General features: G+C 51.7%; 11 protein-coding genes. 3 read left to right on the top strand and 8 right to left on the bottom strand.

Annotated elements, in window-relative coordinates; genetic code table 11:
* The first annotated feature begins 156 nt into the window (after nt 1–156).
* Entirely contained in the window at nt 157–375 is a 219-nt protein-coding gene (locus OGV57_RS12505; protein ID WP_054528018.1) for a hypothetical protein, read from the top strand.
* Nucleotides 376–422: 47 nt separating this feature from the next.
* Here the strand turns inward: OGV57_RS12505 and OGV57_RS12500 are convergent, their stop codons facing one another.
* The 5 genes from OGV57_RS12500 to uxuA all read right to left on the bottom strand — a co-directional run bounded on the left by OGV57_RS12500 (nt 423) and on the right by uxuA (nt 6,017).
* Entirely contained in the window at nt 423–1,400 is a 978-nt protein-coding gene (locus tag OGV57_RS12500; protein WP_054528017.1) for a porin, read from the bottom strand.
* A 120-nt stretch (nt 1,401–1,520) separates the two neighbouring features.
* Nucleotides 1,521–1,724: a hypothetical protein gene (locus OGV57_RS12495; protein WP_008322159.1), complete on the bottom strand. Its 204-nt coding sequence runs from the start codon at nt 1,722–1,724 to the stop codon at nt 1,521–1,523.
* A 648-nt stretch (nt 1,725–2,372) separates the two neighbouring features.
* Complete coding sequence (gene uxuR / locus OGV57_RS12490) at nt 2,373–3,146, bottom strand: Uxu operon transcriptional regulator (protein ID WP_003033268.1); 774 nt, start codon at nt 3,144–3,146, stop codon at nt 2,373–2,375.
* 132 nt (nt 3,147–3,278) lie between these two features.
* Nucleotides 3,279–4,754 (bottom strand): fructuronate reductase, encoded by a 1,476-nt coding sequence (locus tag OGV57_RS12485; RefSeq protein WP_032948455.1) that lies wholly within the window; start codon nt 4,752–4,754, stop codon nt 3,279–3,281.
* 78 nt (nt 4,755–4,832) lie between these two features.
* The gene (gene uxuA / locus OGV57_RS12480; protein ID WP_003837169.1) at nt 4,833–6,017 is read right to left on the bottom strand and encodes a mannonate dehydratase; all 1,185 of its coding nucleotides are present in this window, start codon (nt 6,015–6,017) and stop codon (nt 4,833–4,835) included.
* 259 nt (nt 6,018–6,276) lie between these two features.
* Here uxuA and gntP point away from each other — a divergent pair, with 259 nt between their 5' ends.
* Nucleotides 6,277–7,620, top strand: a complete 1,344-nt coding sequence (gene gntP / locus OGV57_RS12475; protein WP_003033260.1) for a gluconate permease GntP — start codon at nt 6,277–6,279, stop codon at nt 7,618–7,620.
* 54 nt (nt 7,621–7,674) lie between these two features.
* On the opposite strand, the gene OGV57_RS12470 is transcribed toward gntP, so the two are convergent.
* The 3 genes from OGV57_RS12470 to OGV57_RS12460 are packed head-to-tail and all read right to left on the bottom strand — an operon-like array spanning nt 7,675 to nt 10,520.
* On the bottom strand, nt 7,675–8,370 hold the full coding sequence (locus tag OGV57_RS12470) for a LutC/YkgG family protein (RefSeq protein WP_003837166.1): 696 nt from the start codon (nt 8,368–8,370) through the stop codon (nt 7,675–7,677).
* Nucleotides 8,363–9,790 carry a LutB/LldF family L-lactate oxidation iron-sulfur protein gene (locus OGV57_RS12465; RefSeq protein WP_003845582.1) on the bottom strand — a complete coding sequence of 476 codons (1,428 nt, stop codon included), beginning with the start codon at nt 9,788–9,790 and terminating at the stop codon, nt 8,363–8,365. Before OGV57_RS12465 ends, OGV57_RS12470 begins: the two co-directional genes overlap by 8 nt.
* A 10-nt stretch (nt 9,791–9,800) precedes the next feature.
* A complete protein-coding gene (locus tag OGV57_RS12460; RefSeq protein ID WP_003845579.1) occupies nt 9,801–10,520 on the bottom strand; it encodes a (Fe-S)-binding protein in 720 nt (239 codons plus the stop codon).
* 581 nt (nt 10,521–11,101) lie between these two features.
* Here OGV57_RS12460 and OGV57_RS12455 point away from each other — a divergent pair.
* On the top strand, nt 11,102–12,655 hold the full coding sequence (locus tag OGV57_RS12455; protein ID WP_003837161.1) for an L-lactate permease: 1,554 nt from the start codon (nt 11,102–11,104) through the stop codon (nt 12,653–12,655).
* The last annotated feature ends 397 nt before the right edge of the window (nt 12,656–13,052 follow it).

Here is a 13,052-nt window from a genome sequence, read left to right as displayed (position 1 = left end):
GTCCGCAATTAAATGTCAACATTTAATAAACCGCAAATAATCGGTAATTACCCACCAGACAATTTATAATTCCCGTCCGTTCATTTATAAACTCAATTTAAAATGCGTAAAAATGGACATATTAATTCAACATCAACACTATCTTCGGGAAAATACATGTCGTGGTTTAAAAGAATATTACTGGGGTTGATTATTTTGGTGGATTTAATTGGCACGCTAAAGGATTATAAATACTTTGGCCTGTTTGGCGCACTGGGATTGTTTATTATCTTCCTGTTATCAACAACATTTTTATGGCAATGGGCATCTGGCAATGGCTGTTTAGCGGTGTACAGCAGGAAGAGAGTCAGCCGGTTTAAACGCCGGCAGATATAAAAAAAGGCGTCTTAACCAGGACGCCTTTTTCATAACAGAACAAAAAGTTAGAACTGATAGGTCAGACCCGCAGCAACCTGGTTATCGCTGTCTTTACCTTCGAGCAGGTTAATTTTATAACCTACATCAGCCACGATGTTTTTGTTGAAGTAGTAGTCTGTACCCAGCGCGACGTATTCGGTCAGGTCATTATTGTTGTTATCACGCGCGTGGACGTAAGCCACGTTCGGACGCAGACCAAAATCAAACACATACGCGGCCATCGCTTCAAAGTGCTCAGCTTTGTCCGCATCCTGAATCAGGTTGTGGGACTCTCCGTACATAGTCGCTACATAGATAGCATTAGCATCATATTTCAGACCCGCGCCCCAGAACTCTGCGTTTTCGCCATTCCAACCTTTTTGTTTCTGCTGAGCAGTCACAGAACTGTTGGTATAGGCCGCAATTGCAGATATGCCAGAATCCGCAATGTTGTCATAACCCAGGGAGAAGCCGTAGCCATTGCCGTGTTGTTTCGTCGGATCCTTATTGGTATCGTCCTGACCCTGATATTGCGCGCCAACATTCAGACCATCAACGGCACCGAACAGATTTTTGGTGCGAAGTGTTGCAACGCCAGAAGTGCGTGTAGTAAGGAAGCGGTCAGTATTTTCAAAGGAGTCACCGCCGAACTCTGAGAGAGTATCAGTATAAGCTCCCACATCGTAAGCGATACCATAGTTGCGACCATAGTCAAAACTGACGTCATGACCATAATCCAGGCCAGCAAACGCCAGACGTGTATTAACGCCATTCTGAGAACCTTCTGCTTTAGCGGCATCAAACTGACTTTCAAATTGCCCGTAACCGGTCAGTTGATCGTTGATTTGCGTCTCACCGCGAAAACCCAGACGTGCGTAGGTTTCATCAGCATTAGTACCATCAGTCCAGGAATGGGCTGCTTTTACTTTGCCGTAGAGATCCAGCTTGTTGCCATCTTTATTATAAATTTCCGCTGCATGAACGGAGGTTACCCCTAATGCCATTACAGCTATGGATTAAGGGGCAATACCAATAACACACCAAAAAAATACCAATGAAGGTAATAATGAAGTGGCAAGACATAATTCATTTTTGGATTTTCAATCAAAACCGGACAGCGATAATTACTCGAGACTTTCACTCTCATTAACTGAGCGATGCAACATTAATGCTTCAGCAATAATATCTTGTTTACTTTTACGGGTTTCAAATGCCAGCGTTCGCACATATTCCCACAAAGAGGTATCGACACGGGCACTTAAAAGAACCATATCTTTTGATCGGGTCCCTCTGGGTTTTCGAATATCGGGATAGTCTCGAGATGGCATTTTCAACTCCTGAACGTAATAACACGCTTATGGCGATGAAATATGCAGTTAGTGTAAAAACATGTCAACGGTAAAATACAGTCATAATAGTAATGAAAGTGTTAATAAACCAATGAAGAATGGAACGATATTTCAAATGAAAGATAACTTGTTTATGGAATAATGTGTAATGCTAGCTTTACGAATATTGGCTTTTATTCATTTGATTAAAAAAGCATGAAACATTCACATCAACTATATCACCAATCAAAACATCATTACGACCAATAAGTTACGCACCGTTATTAATGTCTACATTTACGCGAACCGCTTGTTTTTATGTGTAGTTATGCCGGTAAACCTTATCCTGATTACTGCAGAGATCGCGTTGATTCTCACTTAACCCAGACCCGTTTTGTCTAAAAATAAGCACGGAAAGGTAAAAATAAGGTAAATAACACATTTTTTCGCATGCGAAAATAAGTTGTTTTTAATTGATTTAAATCAATTTGCACCGCACAAAGGGGACGAAAAAATGTTCATCCGAGGCGATGGAAACAATTTTTTACGTGACTTTCAGAACGTGAAAAGCGGCCCTGCCGGGCAATGAATGAGAATGCGGAAAACGCGGTGCGGGCCGCAATAGCCCGCGTATGAGAGGAAGGGAAATCAGGCGTTAACTTTATCCAGCGGCCAGGAATCAAACAGATAACCATCAAAATCAATGTCATCGACATTTGAAAACTCCAGCAGACGCTGTTTGACGTTTTCCAGATGCTGCCACATGGCCAGCTTGGCCGCGCGGGCATCTTTTTTGATTAATGCAGCCAGGATCTGTTTATGGTCGCCCATCCACTCTTTCCGGTAGTGGGTATCGTCGAGGTGGCTATGGAGCTGGATCCACATCGGGTTGTTCTCACGCCACTGCCATGACTGGCGAAACAGCTCCACCAGCATGCTGTTATGCGTGGCTTCAGCTATGGCGAGATGGAACTGCATGTCGCCGCTTTCAGAACCGTTCGGCTCGCTGGAAGCCAGCTCCCGCTCTTCCAGTTGCAACGCCTGGCGCATTTTGACGATATCTTCGCGGGTAGCCTGCAGCGCGGCAAATTCGGCAATGTTGCTTTCCAGCAGCTGTCGCGCCTGCAACAGTTCAAACGGGCCCGCATCATTGCAATGATTTGCATCCGTACTGTCGATAGTCTGCGCATCCGCATTGTCGAGCACGTAGATCCCGGCTCCGCGGCGCACGTCCACCAGGCCTTTAATTTCCAGCATGATTAACGCTTCGCGAACCACCGTGCGAGTGACATTGAGCATCTCGGCAATTTCACGCTCTGGCGGCAAGCGTTCACCGGGCTGGTACGGCGTCTGGACAATCAGATCGCGGATCATGGCACCCACTTCCTGGTAGGGTCTTTGCTGAGAAGTGTTCGATTTCATCGTGTTATGTCCGTCAGATGCGTGTAATCAGATACGGGGAATAGGTATCGAACTATAGCATTTGCGGGAAGGCAAAAACAGAAAACGGGTCAACCAAACCAATATTTTGATTGACCCGTCATAGTTCGGAGGTTATGCGTCAGCGCTTAATGCCGCAACGCACTCACGTGCGCCGTGTTCACATAGCTGTTGATACGTCGCGATAATGGTCTCCACAAAGCCGGCGTTTTCCGCCAGGTCATGACCAAAAATGCCAGACAGCCCCAGCAGCGCCGTCACGCGCTCGGCGCCCTGGTACTGTTGGTTAATGTGTTGAAATTCAGCCAGCATAGGGTCGACAACATCAATGGCCTGCCCTTGCTCATCCACACCGTGGGTGTAGCGCATCCAGCCCGCCACGCCCAGCGCCAGGTGACGCCAACTGCTGGCATTTTGCAGGTGCAGACGCACCGGATCCAGCAGGCGCTGCGGCAGTTTCTGGCTGCCGTCCATCGCAATCTGCCAGGTACGGTGGCGCAGAGACGGGTTGCTGAAACGCTCGATCAGCAGTGTCGCGTAGGCGTTGAGATCGGTGCCTTCCGGCATCGAGAGCGTCGGCGCCTGCTCCTGCATCATCAGCGCAAACGCAGCTTTGCGGTACGCCGGATTGGTCATGGTATCGGCGATGGTTTCATAGCCGCCGAGATAGCCCAGATATGCGAGGAAAGAGTGGCTGCCGTTGAGCATACGCAGTTTCATCATTTCAAACGGCACCACGTCGGCCACGAACTGTGCGCCAACCTTGTCCCAGTCAGGACGACCGTTGACAAAATTGTCTTCAATTACCCACTGACGGAACGGTTCACAGGCGATAGCACACGGATCGTAAACACCCAACTGGTCGGCAATCTCCTGCAACGTTTCCGGTGTCGCCGCCGGAACAATGCGGTCGACCATAGTGCACGGGAAAGTCGCATTAGCTTCAATCCACTGCGCCAGCTGCGGGTCGCGCGCCTGCGCCAGCCCCAGAACTGCAACTTTCGCCACATGCCCATTTTCACGCACGTTATCGCAGGACATCACGGTAAAAGCCGCCAGCCCCTGCTCACGGCGCAGGTACAGCGCTTGTACGATGTAACCAATCGCCGATTTCGGCGCGGTCGGATTCGCCAGATCGTGTTTAATCAGCGGGTTATTGAGATCTAACTGACCGCTGGCCGCATCGGTGCAGTAGCCTTTTTCGGTGACCGTCAGCGAAACAATTGCCGTCTGCGGGCGCGCCATCGCCTGTAAAATACCGTCACAGCCGTCAAGATCCGGGTGCAGCGCTTCTTTCATTGACCCGATCACTTTCAGCACGGTGTTGTCCGCGCCTTTTTCCGCCACGGTATACAGCAGTTGCTGCTTGCGCAGATTTTCAATCAGTACGCAGTCGTTACCCGGCATCAGGTTAACTTCACAGATCCCCCAGTCGCTGTCAGTGGTTTCCAGCAAATGATGGGTGTACAGCGCCTGATGTGCGCGGTGAAAAGCGCCACATCCCAGGTGAACAATGCGGGATTGCAGGCGCGAGCGGTCCCATGCAGGGCGCGCAACCGGCAGGTCGCTATTGGCAATTGTCGTTGTCATCGTGAACTCCAGAACCCGTTGAAAGGCCAACGGATGAGAAAAGAAAAAGCCGGCCAGACAGGTGGCCGGCAACTCGCTTTAGCGGCTAAAGAAAGCGCGCTGGATAGCCATCTCAACGCCGCGCACTTCCGCCAGCCCTTTCAGGCGACCAATCGCGGAGTAGCCTGGGTTGGTTTTCTTTTTCAGATCGTCCAGCATCTGGTGGCCATGGTCCGGACGCATCGGGATCAGATCCTCTTTACCCTCGGCTTTACGGCGTTGTTCTTCTTCAACGATCGCTTTCACCACCTCGTACATGTCGACATCGCCATTAAGATGCGCCGCCTCATGGAAGGTTTTCGGGTTATCTTCACGCAGCGTGGAGCGCAGATGGGTGAAGTAAATGCGTGGGCCAAACTGTTTGATCATGTCGACCAGATCGTTGTCTGCCCGCACGCCGTAGGAGCCGGTGCACATGGTGAAACCGTTCGCCATGCTGTTGACCGTATCGACCATCCACTGCATGTCTTCCACCGTGGAAACAATGCGCGGCAGGCCAAGGATCGGGCGCGGCGGATCGTCCGGGTGTACCGCCATGCGTACGCCAGCTTCTTCCGCCACCGGAATAATCGCCTTCAGGAAGACGGCGAAATTCTCACGCAGCGCGGCTTTGTCGATATCTTTATAGCGCGCAAGATGCTGGCGGAACTGGTCGAGGGTGTAGCCCTCTTCCGCGCCCGGCAAACCGGCAATGATGTTGCGGGTCAGACGCGCTTTGTCTTCATCGCTCATGGTGGCGAAGCGTTCATTTGCCTGAGCAATCTCTTCGGCGGTGTAGTCCGCTTCCGCGCCTGGACGCTGGAGGATATGCAGCTCAAAGGCGGCAAATTCAATCTGGTCAAAACGCAGCGCTTTGGAGCCGTCCGGCAGAACGTATTCCAGGTCGGTACGGGTCCAGTCGAGAACCGGCATGAAGTTGTAGCACACGGTACGAATACCGCACTGAGCCAGGTTACGCAGGCTTTGCTGGTAGTTGGCGATCCACTGCAGATAGTTGCCGGAACGGGTTTTAATGTCTTCGTGGATCGGCACGCTTTCGACGACCGACCAGACCAGGCCCGCCTGCTCAATAATGGCTTTGCGTTTTAGGATCTCATCAACCGTCCACACTTCCCCGTTCGGGATATGGTGTAAGGCGGTGACAACGCCTGTGGCACCCGCCTGACGTACATCCGCTAAGGTGACCGGATCGTTAGGACCATACCAGCGCCATGTCTGTTCCATGTTTTATTCCTCGTTACGTTATGGACTCGACGATATGGCACATAAATTCCTCCTTTTGGTATGACATGTCAACCTGAAGCTTAAAATTGGTTAACCAAATCACGATTTATTCTATTGAGATCGCCATTTTACGACCCTGTTGCTCAGTAATAATGTAAACATGTAACGCAATGTGACATTCATCGCATCAATGGTTAACCAATATATGTAACATCTCAACCAAAATCATAATAGTTCAACCAATAAAGGTAGACGTTATATGCACGTTCTCAATATTCTGTGGGTCGTATTCGGCATCGGTCTGATGCTGGTGCTCAATCTAAGATTCAAAATAAACTCGATGGTCGCCCTGCTGCTGGCGGCGCTCTCGGTCGGTATGCTGGCGGGTATGGATTTAATGGAGCTGCTGCACACCATGAAATCCGGCTTTGGCAGCACGCTGGGTGAACTGGCGATTATCGTAGTATTCGGGGCGGTCATCGGTAAGCTGATGGTTGATTCCGGGGCGGCGCATCAGATTGCCCATACGCTACTGGCGCGACTCGGTCTGCGCTATGTGCAGCTGTCAGTGATCATTATTGGTCTGATCTTTGGCCTGGCAATGTTCTATGAAGTGGCATTTATTATGCTGGCGCCGCTGGTGATCGTCATTGCAGCAGAAGCGAAGATCCCGTTCCTCAAGCTGGCGATTCCTGCCGTTGCCGCCGCCACCACCGCCCACTCGCTGTTCCCACCACAGCCGGGTCCGGTGGCGCTGGTTAACGCCTACGGCGCGGACATGGGCATGGTCTACATCTACGGTATTCTGGTGACTATTCCGAGCGTGATCTGCGCCGGGCTTATCCTGCCGAAGTTCCTCGGCAACCTCGATCGCCCAACGCCGTCATTCATGAAGGCCGACGTACCGGTTGACCAGAATAACCTGCCATCCTTCGGTGTTTCTATCCTGGTGCCGCTGATCCCGGCGATCATCATGATCTCCACCACCATCGCCAACATCTGGTTGGTGAAAGGGACGCAGGCGTGGGAAGTGGTCAACTTCTTAGGCTCTTCACCGATTGCAATGTTTATCGCTATGGTTGTCGCCTTCGTGCTGTTTGGTACCGCGCGTGGTCACGACATGCAGTGGGTGATGAATGCCTTTGAAAACGCCGTGAAAAGCATCGCCATGGTGATCCTGATCATCGGCGCGGGCGGCGTACTGAAGCAGACCATTATTGATACCGGCATTGGCGATACCATCGGCATGCTGATGTCACACGGCAATATCTCTCCGTACATCATGGCGTGGTTGATAACCGTGCTGATTCGTCTGGCAACGGGTCAGGGCGTAGTCTCAGCCATGACGGCTGCAGGGATTATTAGCGCCGCCATTCTCGACCCGGCAACCGGCCAACTGGTGGGCGTCGATCCGGCGTTACTGGTACTGGCAACGGCGGCGGGCTCCAACACCCTGACCCATATCAACGATGCCTCGTTCTGGCTGTTCAAAGGCTACTTTGACTTGTCGGTGAAGGATACGCTGAAAACCTGGGGTCTGCTGGAGCTGGTGAACTCCGTGGTTGGCCTGATTATCGTATTGATCATCAGCATGATTGCATAACATCGATACCGCTCTGGCCCGCAGCGCCAGAGCGGTTATCCATCCTATCCTGCCTCAACAATCCTCAATAATCAGATACACCGCCTTCACCGGGCCATGCACTCCAACCACCTTGATAAGCTCAATATCTGCCGTCGAGCTGGGTCCACTGATGATGTTAATGCACGATGGCATACGCTCACCGGCCTGCGCCTTCTGATGCAGTTTTTCTGCCAGTTGCGCCACGCGCGGCAGGATAGTGCTTTTACGCAGCACGAAAATTGAGGATTCCGGCAACAGGCTCAGGGAACGCCCGCGCTCCGGCGCGGAAAACAGCACCACGCCGCCGGACTCGGTCAGGCCATACTCGGCATACACCACGCCCACTTTCGCCTTTTCGGCCTGGGTAATATTTTCGCTGCCACGCGCCGGATCCCAGACCACGGCGTTGCATTCCTGTTGCAAGCGTTCGGTAATGCCCAGCGCCGCCAGCCGGCTGTCGCCGCTCAGCACCACCGGCTGCTGGCCCAATTCTTCGCACAGACGGAGCGCCGCGTCTGCGGCCTGATCTTCGCGAGTCAGCTCACAGCGAGCCAGCATCACTTCACTGGCAAACTGGACAAACGCATCGCAGCGCTGCTGCGGGCTAAGTTCGGTCAGGCGCTCGTTAGCATAGTTGTTAACCGGCGCGACATCCGCTTGCGGTTCGAAGCGCAGCGGGCGACCCAGCGCCTGGGCGATGGTATTTAAAAACGCGGTACGGTTATCCATTCTTTTTCTCCTGCGCCTGATGTTTCTTAAACCAGCTACGGAAGCTCTCGCCGTCGGCATCAGGCAGATCGCGCGCCTCCATCCAGTCACCAATCGCGCCAACCTTGAGCGGCGTTTTGCCGCCATTGATAAACCAGCTCGCCGCATGTGCGCCCGCCATCATCCCGACTTTCCACAGCCCCGGATGGCTATTGGCGTAGGCGAACATTTTGATCGCCCGTCGCTCGGCTTTCGGCGTAATGCCCTCCTCGGCCATCACCCGGCGATGACGCAGGATCAGTTTTGACAGCGGAATCTTAACCGGACAAACGCTGTCACAGGCCGTGCATAATGAACAGGCGTATGGCAGATCTTTAAAATCTTTATAGCCGCCGAGCAGCGGAGAGATCACCGCGCCGATAGGGCCGGGATAGATAGAACCATAACCGTGTCCGCCAATGTGGCGGTACGCCGGGCAGGTGTTCATACAAGCCCCGCAGCGGATGCAGCGCAGCACATCGCGAAACTCAGAGCCCAGCACCTGTGAGCGGCCGTTATCGACAATCACCAGATGGAACTCTTCCGGGCCGTCGACGTTATCCGCCTCGCGTGGGCCGGTCAGCCAGGTGTTGTAGCCCGTCAGACGTGCGCCCACGGCGCTGCGCGCCAGCATGGTGATCAGCACATCCACCTCGGCAAAGGTCGGCGCGATACGCTCCATGCCCATCACCGCAATGTGCGTTTTCGGCAGCGTGGTACACATGCGCGCGTTGCCTTCGTTGGTCACCAGACAAACAGAGCCGGTTTCCGCCACGGCAAAGTTACAGCCGGTAATACCGATTTCGGCACTGAGGAAATCCTCGCGGATCTTCTGGCGAATGAACAAGGTCATGGCTTCCGGAGTTTCCGGACCGTCGTAGCCCAGACGTTCGTTCAGCACGCGGCGGATCTGGTAGCGATCTTTATGAATAGCCGGGACCACGACGTGCGAAGGCGGATCCTGATCCAACTGCAGGATATATTCGCCGAGATCGGTTTCAATCACCTGAATTCCCGCATCCTGCAGCACATGGTTGACACCGATCTCTTCGGTCACCATCGACTTGGACTTCACCACCTTCTTCGCATTTTTACGCTGCGCAACCTGCAAAATGTAGCGGGTGGCGTCTTCTTTGGTTTTGGCGAAATAGACGTGCCCGCCGTTTTCCGTCACTTTCTCGGAGAGTTGATACAGGTAAGCATCGAGGTTGCTCAGAACGTGATCGCGGATCTGGCTGGCACGATCGCGCCAGTCTTCCCAGTGGCCTAGCTCATCAACCATTTTCTGCCGATTCGCACCAATACGCTCCTGCGCGTTGGCCACGGCTTTGCGCATGATCGGATCTTCGATCTGCTGACGAATGCGCAGTTTAAATTCTACATCGCTGGTTTTTATCGACATCTCTTTCCCCTCAGCGGCTCATCAGCACTTCAGCAATATGCATCACTTTGACCGGCTGGCCTTCGCGTTGCAGTCGGCCGCCAATATTCAGCAGGCAGCTGACGTCAGCGCCGATCAAAAACTCCGGCTTCGCATCCATCAGATGTAAAACTTTCTCTTTCACCATCTCGCCGGAGATCTCGGCCATCTTGACCGAGAACGTCCCGCCAAAGCCGCAGCAGGTGTCCTGATCGGCAAACGTCAACAGCTCCAGTCCGCGCACGTTTTTCAGCAGCGTGAGCGGCTCTTCCTTCACCCCCAGTTTGCGGGTCAGGCTACAGGAAGGGTGATACACAGCGCGGCCCTGCAGGCTGGCACCCACGTCCACCACGCCCAGTTTGTTGACGATAAAAGAGGTGAGATCCTGCATACGTCCGGCAACCTTCTCGGCGCGCAGCGCCCATTCAGGCTCATCCGCCAGATACGTCGGGTAGCTTTTTACCGCATAGGTGCAGGAGCCTGCCGGGGAGATAATCGGATCGTCGTTGTCTTCCAGGGCGGCGATCAGGTTTTTCATCCCGGGGATCGCCTCTTTGATGTAACCGCTGTTGATGGCTGGCTGACCGCAACACCCTTGCTTCTCGGGGAAATTAACGCGACAACCCAGTTTTTCCAGCAGCAATACGGAGTCTCGTGCCATCCGTGATTTCAGTGCGTCACCAATACAGGTAACAAAGAAATTTACATTCACAATAACTACTCCATTGCTTCATTTCTGTTTATTGCGCTTGATATCGCGATATCAAACAAATGTTCATTCGTATTTCATGCCCAGTTTTTCTGTTTGCTGGTTTTACCAATACCTGGGTTCATGGTGATGCTCTGATCGTTTTCCTTTGATGACGACTCTCCTCTTCTTATATCAGGACAATCGCAAATGTCTGTATTTTCATTTGTATGACAAAACCAAATAATCCCCTAATCGACTCGCACATGCAATACCCTGGTTTATTTATTTCGGCCTCGCTCACATTTTTACATTGGAAACCACCGCGTTATTAACACCTTAGAAAACAGTTTCAAGTGATTACCACTGTTGTCACTACCATTATTAAAAAGTTTATTAAATAACTACTTATAGGTATTTAATCGGCACTTAAGTATATTTACCCGGCATTGGATTTTAATTAAAAGATTACAATAGTTACAAAACTACAAATCATAATTACTTTATTCACTGAAGCGATTCAGTTTGCATACTTTATTAGAACAGCAATGTAGCCTCCCCACCATAAATATAAATCAGGTTTAATGAACCAATTGGGAATAGCAATGAACGAATATTTTATGTTTGCCCTGGCACTCTCTCCGTTACTACTGATGGTATTTTTAATATTGAAATTGAAAATGCCCATCCATTATTCAGTACTGATCTCTTTGGTATTCACCGCTGCACTATCGGCAATATTCTGGGAAATGCCCGTACAAAATCTAAAAGCCGCGATAGGCTATGGCGCGCTGAAGGGATTATGGCCGATTGTGATTGTGATCCTCGGCGCTATCTTCAGTTATAACGTCATGCAGGCGACCAAAGCGCTGGATATTCTGCGCGATATTCTCGCCAGTATTAGCGAAGATAAGCGTATTCAGGTGCTGCTGATTTCATGGTGCTTTGGTGGATTTCTTGAAGCCGCGGCGGGTTATGGTACAGCGGTCGCCATTCCGATCGGTATTCTTATCGCATTGGGTTTCAATCCGCTGAAGGCGGCGATTGCCTCTCTGGTGGCAAATACCGTTCCCACTGCATTCGGCGCGGTCGGGATCCCGGTTTCTATTCTGGCAGAACAGGTTAACCTGCCGGTTTATACCTTAGGCGGAACCATTATTCTGCAGCTCGCGCTGTTTAATATCCTGCTGCCGTTTGTGATTGTCTGCATTATTGGCGGCGGCCTGAAAGCCATTCGCGGCGTATTTCTGATCACGTTGATTTGCGGTATTACCACGCTGGTTCCGCAGTATTTTGTCGCTATTCATCTCGGTGCTGAATTACCCGCCTTTGCCGGTAGCCTGGTCAGCCTGTTTGCCGTGGCGATGGTTAGCCGTCTGCGCAAAGGGAAAACCGATCCCGAGTGGCGAATTGAAGTCAGCCATACCCGCGAAACCACGCCGCGCTCGGCAAAAGTGTTGTTCCGAGTTGGCTCTATTTATCTGTTTATTTTTGTGTTTATCCTGATGTGTTCGCCGCTGTTCCCGACGATAAAAGGCGCAGCCTCACAACTGGCCTCGGTGCTACATTTCACGTTGGCTGACGGCAAAACGATGGCGTTGAAAGTTGAATGGGTGACCACGCCAGGGATGCTGATCATCTTTGCGACCATTATAGGTGGTTTTATTCAGGGAGCGTCCGCACGCGGGATGCTGGAAGTATTTATCAAAACGATTTTCCAGCTTAAAAACTCTATCGTTGCAATTATGGCGATCGTCGCGCTGGCCACGGTGATGGATCTCAGCGGGATTATCTCCACGCTGGCACAGTCAATTGTCGATCTGACCGGCAGCTCGTACGTCTTCCTCGCCCCGGTGATTGGCGCGCTGGGCACGTTCGTTACCGGCAGCGATACCAACTCGAACATTTTGTTCGGAAAACTGCAAACCATTGCCGCCAGCAAACTGCATATCGATCCCAACTGGCTGGCGGCGGCCAACACCTCTGGCGCAACGGGCGGAAAAATGATTTCGCCGCAAAGCATCGCCATCGCGGTATCCGCCACAAAAATGGACGGTCAGGCCAACCAGATCATGTCTGGCACCATGAAATACTGCTGCGCCTATATCGTGATCCTCGGCTTAAAGGTTGGCCTCTTTTATTACTGGTTTATGGCGTAAGCCATTGTCAACCCCGTCAAATTTGCGGCAACCGTATTTGACGACGCGGTGACCAAAAAGGTTTACACCTCCCCGGAAACGGAACGAGGCGCCAGACTTTACGATTTGTCGGCGCTGACTAAAATAGCGCCGATGTTTCAAATCGAGGATTGTTGTTATGTTGTTCTGGAAAAAGATGGTGAAGAAGTTCGACGCCTTTTCCGCGTTGATTCCACCACGCTACTTCCGCGTGTAATACTGGGCACTTATGCCTGATGGCGCTTCGCTTATCAGGCCTACGTTTCGCATTCATTTGTAGGCCTGCGTTTCACGCTCATTTGTAGGCCGGATAAGGCGCTAGCCGCATCCGGCAGCAGCGTAAAATGTTCACCCCTTTCTCTTACGCAGTCCGCACGCT

Source organism: Citrobacter sp. Cf087 (assembly GCF_030334285.1).
Lineage (GTDB): Bacteria > Pseudomonadota > Gammaproteobacteria > Enterobacterales > Enterobacteriaceae > Citrobacter > Citrobacter freundii.
Note: the sequence above shows the minus strand (reverse complement) of the source record. Positions and strands in the feature narration are given on the sequence as shown.

Coding starts and splice junctions, on each gene's coding strand:
- OGV57_RS12505 (WP_054528018.1), top strand. CDS start 157: ATGTCGTGGTTTAAAAGAATATTACTGGGGTTGATTATTTTGGTGGAT.
- OGV57_RS12500 (WP_054528017.1), bottom strand. CDS start 1,400: ATGGCATTAGGGGTAACCTCCGTTCATGCAGCGGAAATTTATAATAAA.
- OGV57_RS12495 (WP_008322159.1), bottom strand. CDS start 1,724: ATGCCATCTCGAGACTATCCCGATATTCGAAAACCCAGAGGGACCCGA.
- uxuR (WP_003033268.1), bottom strand. CDS start 3,146: ATGAAATCGAACACTTCTCAGCAAAGACCCTACCAGGAAGTGGGTGCC.
- OGV57_RS12485 (WP_032948455.1), bottom strand. CDS start 4,754: ATGACAACGACAATTGCCAATAGCGACCTGCCGGTTGCGCGCCCTGCA.
- uxuA (WP_003837169.1), bottom strand. CDS start 6,017: ATGGAACAGACATGGCGCTGGTATGGTCCTAACGATCCGGTCACCTTA.
- gntP (WP_003033260.1), top strand. CDS start 6,277: ATGCACGTTCTCAATATTCTGTGGGTCGTATTCGGCATCGGTCTGATG.
- OGV57_RS12470 (WP_003837166.1), bottom strand. CDS start 8,370: ATGGATAACCGTACCGCGTTTTTAAATACCATCGCCCAGGCGCTGGGT.
- OGV57_RS12465 (WP_003845582.1), bottom strand. CDS start 9,790: ATGTCGATAAAAACCAGCGATGTAGAATTTAAACTGCGCATTCGTCAG.
- OGV57_RS12455 (WP_003837161.1), top strand. CDS start 11,102: ATGAACGAATATTTTATGTTTGCCCTGGCACTCTCTCCGTTACTACTG.